We start from the raw sequence: 3,960 nt of genomic DNA, 5'->3' as shown, positions 1-3,960 counted from the left end.
GCGCTGCAGGCGGTATTCCTCGGCGTACTCGGTGCCGTGGGTGATGCAGTGCTTGATGCTGCGGGCCACCATGCCACGGTCTTCGGGGTGCACGCCTTGCAGGTAGTCGCTGATGGGCAGCAGGTCGGCGTCGCACGGGTCAACACCGTGCAATTGGGCGAAATGGGCGTCGGCGATAAAGCGGTCTTCGCCGATATCCCAGTCCCAGGTGCCCACGGCATCGGTGGCGGCCAGGGCCAACTGCAGGCGCTGCTCGGTGTTGCGCTGGGCCTTGAGGCTGTTCTCGGTGCGCTGCTGCAGTTCCAGGGCGATGCGCCGGCGCTCGTTGGTTTCGATGGCGGTAATCAGGATCCCGGCGACCTCGCCACGCTCGTCGCGGATCGGGCTGTAGGTCAGGTCGAGCCAGATCTCGGTGTCGCGGTGATTGCGTTGCAGCACGAAACGCTGCTCGGTGAACGTGCGCACCTGGCCCGCGAAGACGGCGCTGTAGATCGGATCGGTGAACGGCTTCAGCTCCGGCCAGATCAGGTCGGCAGGCTGGCCAAAGGCGCCAGGATGCTTGTTGCCCGCCAGCATCGCGAAGCCATCGTTGTAGATCTGGGTGAGTTCGGCGCCCCACAGCAACAGCATCGGCATCGGTGAATGGATCACGATGTCGACGGCGGTACGGAGACTTTGCGGCCAATCAATGGCGTCACCGAGGGGGCTTCGTGCCCAGTCCAGCCGCGCAATCAGTGCTGCGGCCTCGCTGCCGGTGGGTGATACGTTCATGTAAATGCCCTGCGCGTAACGCTTGAAGAATGACAAAAGCCGATTATCCCGCGACCCGGGGCCGGCTTTCCACCCTCGAAAAATAGCATGCTTGAGGGGTTTGTCTTCAAATGAGTGCTTAAAGGCTAAAACGTTTCATCTTTCTGCCAGCTCCGGGCGATCACGAAATTGCTCCAGCGCCTCGGGGTTGGCCAGTGCGTCGGTGTTCTTGACCGCCTCGCCATGCACCACGTTGCGCACCGCCAGCTCGACGATCTTGCCGCTGATGGTGCGCGGGATATCCGTCACCGCGAGGATCTTCGCCGGCACGTGGCGCGGCGTGGTGTTGGCGCGGATCACCTGGCGGATCTGCTGCTCCAGGCCGTCGTCCAGTTCGATGCCATCGTTGAGGCGCACAAACAGCACCACCCGCACGTCATCCTGCCAGCGTTGGCCGATGGCCAGGCTTTCCAGGACCTGAGGCACTTTTTCCACCTGGCGGTAGATCTCCGCGGTGCCGATGCGCACCCCTCCGGGGTTGAGCACCGCATCCGAGCGGCCATGGATCAGCAGGCTGCCATTGGGCCGCTGTTCGGCGTAGTCGCCCTGGGCCCACACGCCGGGGAACTGGCTGAAATACGAGGCCCGCAGTTTTTCCTGGTGCGGGTCATTCCACAGACCGATAGGCATTGCGGGGAAGTGCCGGGTGCACACCAGTTCGCCTTTTTCGCCCACCAGCGGGTGGCCCTGGTCGTCCCACACTTCGATAGCCATTGCCAGGCTCTTGCACTGCATCTCGCCACGGCGCACCGGCAGCACCGGGTTGCCGATCACGAAGCAGGACACGATATCGGTGCCACCCGACATCGACGACAGGCATAGCTCGGGCTTGATCTCGCGGTACACGTAGTCGTAGCTCTGGGGCGACAGCGGGGAGCCGGTAGAAATCAGGACCTTGAGGCTGCCCAGGTCATGGCTCAGCCGCGGTTGCAGCCCGGCCTTCTCCAGGGTGGCGAGGAACTTGGGGCTGGTGCCGAACACGCTGATTTTTTCCTGGTCGATCAGGTCCATCAGGCGTTCCGGCCCGGGGTGAAACGGCGAGCCGTCATACAGCACCGCCGTGGCGCCGATGGCCAGTACCGACACCAGCCAGTTCCACATCATCCAGCCGCAGGTGGTGTAGTAGAACAGGCAGTCGTCCCGCGACAGGTCGGCGTGCAGGCCGTGTTCCTTGAGGTGGGTGAGCAGCACGCCGCCGGTGCCGTGGATGATGCACTTGGGCACGCCGGTAGTGCCGCTGGAATAGAGGATGTACAGCGGATGATCGAAGGGCACGGCGACGAAATCGGGCTCACCGCCGGGGCTGTAGAAGTCGTTCCAGAGCGCGACGTTGGCCCGGGTCTGATACTCCTCGGGACGCGCCTGCGGGCGGGCATAGGGCACGATGATCAGCTGTTGCAGGGACGGCAGCCGTTCGAGGATTTCATTGAGCTTGCTGCTTTGGTCGATGAGCTTGCCGGCGTAGCGGTAACCGGCGCAGGTGATCAGCACCTTGGGTTCTATCTGGCCGAAGCGGTCGATCACGCCCTGGGTGCCGAAGTCCGGCGAGGAGCACGACCAGATGGCGCCGAGGCTGGTGGTGGCGAGCATGCCCACCAGGGTTTGCCAGGTGTTGGGCATGCACGCGGCCACCCGGTCCCCCACGCCCACGCCGGCCGCCCGCAGGCTGCGTTGCAGGCCGGCGACATGGCGGGCCAGTTCGGCGTAGGTCAATTGCTCGCGCTGGCCGTCTTCGCTGATCGCGACCACGGCGGGGTGATCGTCGCGGCGGCGCAGCAGGTGTTCGGCAAAGTTCAGGGTAGCGCCGGGAAACCACTGGGCGCTGGGCATCTCGGCGTCTTCGATCAGCACCGCGCTGGGCGGCGTGCGGAACTGCACCTCAAAAAACTCGACAATCGACTGCCAGAAGTCCGGGCGCTGGTCGATGCTCCACTGGTGCAGGGCCGGGTAGTCGCTGATCTGCAAGGCATGGCGATCATTGATGAAGCGCCGGAACTGATCCATCCGGGTGTTGTGGATGCGTTCGGGGGAGGGTTGCCAGAATATTTCGGACATAAGGAAATCTCTTTTTTATTATCTGATCTATCTAACGACACCGATCAAAATGTGGGAGCGGGCTTGCTCGCGAATGCGGTGGGTCAGTTCCAGATGTGTTAACTGATACACCGCATTCGCGAGCAAGCCCGCTCCCACATTTGAGCTGCGGTGTCTTGGGAATCGTCGTTTACTGGGCCAGCCAGCCACCGTCGATATTCCACGCCGCGCCCCGCACCTGGCTGCCGGCTTCGCTGCACAGGAACAGCACCAGCTCCCCCAATTGCGGCGGTGTCACGAACTCCAGCGAAGGCTGCTTCTCCGCCAGCAAATCCTGCTGCGCCTGCTGCGGGTCAACCCCGCTGGCAATGCGGTCATCAATCTGCTTCTGCACCAGCGGCGTCAGCACCCAGCCCGGGCAGATGGCATTGCAGGTGACATTACTCTGGGCGGTCTCCAGGCCCACCACCTTGGTCAGCCCGATCACCCCGTGCTTGGCAGCGACGTAAGCCGCCTTGCCCACCGAACCCACCAGCCCATGCACCGAGGCGATATTGACGATCCGCCCCCAACCCTTGGCTTTCATGCCCGGCAGGCTCAAACGCGTGCTGTGGAACACCGACGACAGGTTGATCGCAATGATCGAATCCCAGCGCTCCACCGGGAATTCGTCCACCGGCGCCACATGCTGGATCCCGGCGTTGTTCACCAGAATGTCGATGCCGCCAAACTCGCGCTCGGCGTAGGCGATCATCTCGGCGATCTGCGCCGGGTCGCTGACGTCGGCCGGATGATGCCCGACCTTGCCGCCGAAGGCCTGCACCTGGGCGATCACCGCGCTGGCATCGCCGAAGCCGTTGAGGATCAGGTTGGCGCCGGCCTTGGCCAGGCTCAGGGCAATGCCCAGGCCGATGCCGCTGGTGGAACCGGTGACCAGGGCGGTCTTGCCGTTCAATGTCGTCATATCAACCTCACACAATGCCGGTGGCGTAGAAAGTACCAATCACCACGAACACCGCGAGGGTCTTGATGATCGTGATGCCGAAAATATCTTTATAGGCTTCGCGGTGGGTCAGCCCGGTGACCGCCAGCAGCGTGATCACGGCGCCGTTGTGG

The 3,960-nt window shown here is 63.4% G+C and carries 3 protein-coding genes and 1 pseudogene; all 4 read right to left on the bottom strand.

Annotated features, from left to right (window positions below; genetic code table 11):
• On the bottom strand, nucleotides 1-771 hold a 771-nt coding region (locus HX846_RS33250), incomplete at its 3' end, for a PAS domain-containing protein (RefSeq protein ID WP_178967054.1).
• Nucleotides 772-906: 135 nt separating this feature from the next.
• On the bottom strand, nucleotides 907-2,865 hold the full coding sequence (locus tag HX846_RS33245) for an acetoacetate--CoA ligase (RefSeq protein WP_178967053.1): 1,959 nt from the start codon (nucleotides 2,863-2,865) through the stop codon (nucleotides 907-909).
• A 169-nt stretch (nucleotides 2,866-3,034) separates the two neighbouring features.
• Entirely contained in the window at nucleotides 3,035-3,808 is a 774-nt protein-coding gene (locus HX846_RS33240) for a 3-hydroxybutyrate dehydrogenase (RefSeq protein ID WP_008436986.1), read from the bottom strand.
• Nucleotides 3,809-3,815: 7 nt separating this feature from the next.
• Nucleotides 3,816-3,960 (bottom strand): annotated as a pseudogene (locus HX846_RS33235) (GntP family permease); the annotation flags it as partial.

The organism is Pseudomonas sp. K5002 (assembly GCF_013386655.1).
Classification (GTDB): Bacteria; Pseudomonadota; Gammaproteobacteria; order Pseudomonadales; family Pseudomonadaceae; genus Aquipseudomonas.
Note: the sequence above shows the minus strand (reverse complement) of the source record. Positions and strands in the feature narration are given on the sequence as shown.

Bases quoted from the DNA above. Each gene is read 5' to 3' on its own strand.
- HX846_RS33245 (WP_178967053.1), bottom strand. From the start codon at position 2,865: ATGTCCGAAATATTCTGGCAACCCTCCCCCGAACGCATCCACAACACC.
- HX846_RS33240 (WP_008436986.1), bottom strand. From the start codon at position 3,808: ATGACGACATTGAACGGCAAGACCGCCCTGGTCACCGGTTCCACCAGC.